We start from the raw sequence: 1,042 nt of genomic DNA, 5'->3' as shown, positions 1-1,042 counted from the left end.
AGCGGTTGATGGCCGCCTGCAGGTCGACGACAGAATGAAAGACGCCTCGCTTGAGGCGTCGCTTCGACAGCTTGGCGAAGAAGCCCTCGACGGCGTTGAGCCAGGAGCAAGACGTGGGGGTGAAGTGGAAGGTGAAGCGCTGATGGCGGTTGAGCCAGGCACGCACCTTAGGGTGCTTATGGGCGGCGTAGTTGTCGAGGATGACGTGAACGGCCTTGTCGGCCGGCACCTCGGCATCGACGGTGTTGAGAAAGCGAATGAACTCCTGATGGCGGTGGCGCTGCATGTTCCTGCCGATGACGGTGCCGTCGAGCACGTTGAGGGCGGCGAACAGCGTGGTCGTGCCATTGCGCTTGTAGTCGTGGGTCATTGTGCCGAGCCTGCCTTTCTTCATGGGCAGGCCGGGCTGGGTGCGGTCGAGGGCCTGGATCTGGCTCTTCTCATCGACCGACAGCACGATGGCGTGCGCCGGCGGGTCGACGTAAAGGCCGACCACGTCGCGCAGCTTGTCGACGAACTGCGGATCGCTGGAGAGCTTGAACTGCCGCCAGCGGTTCGGCTGCAGCCCGTGCGCCTTCCAGATGCGTCTGACCGCGCTGGCACTGATGTCGGCTGCTTGCGCCATCATGTCGGCGGTCCAGTGCGTCGTTTCGCCGGGCGGGTCTTTCAATGTCAGCGCCACCACGCGCTCGGCCACTTCCGGTCGGAGCGGCGGAATGCGCGAGGGTCGCGTCTTGTCGCGCAACAGTCCCTCGAAACCTTCCGCGGCGAAGCGCTCCTGCCAGCGCCACACGCAGGTCTTGGACTTGCCGGTTTGCCGCATGATCTCGACAGTGCCGACGCCATCGGCGCTCAGCAGGATGATCTCGGCCCGCCAGACGTGCTTCTGCGGCGCATTGCGGTCCCTGATCAGGGCAGCCAGGCGCTGGCGATCAATCGAAGAAACGGTGAGCGAGATTCCTGTGCGCATCCGGCAGACTCGCACACACACCGCCAAAGGGGAATCCCAAATCGGACTCTTCCGTTAGGTGGAAACCACTAG

Annotated in this window: 1 protein-coding gene; it reads right to left on the bottom strand. The window is 63.9% G+C overall.

Annotated elements, in window-relative coordinates:
- Positions 1-970, bottom strand: a 970-nt coding sequence (locus RFN28_RS34590) for an IS630 family transposase (protein WP_320291597.1), incomplete at its 3' end; no start/stop codon positions are given.
- Positions 971-1,042 lie beyond the last annotated feature (72 nt).

Source organism: Mesorhizobium album, assembly GCF_033977205.1.
Classification (GTDB): domain Bacteria; phylum Pseudomonadota; class Alphaproteobacteria; order Rhizobiales; family Rhizobiaceae; genus Mesorhizobium; species Mesorhizobium album.
Note: the sequence above shows the minus strand (reverse complement) of the source record. Positions and strands in the feature narration are given on the sequence as shown.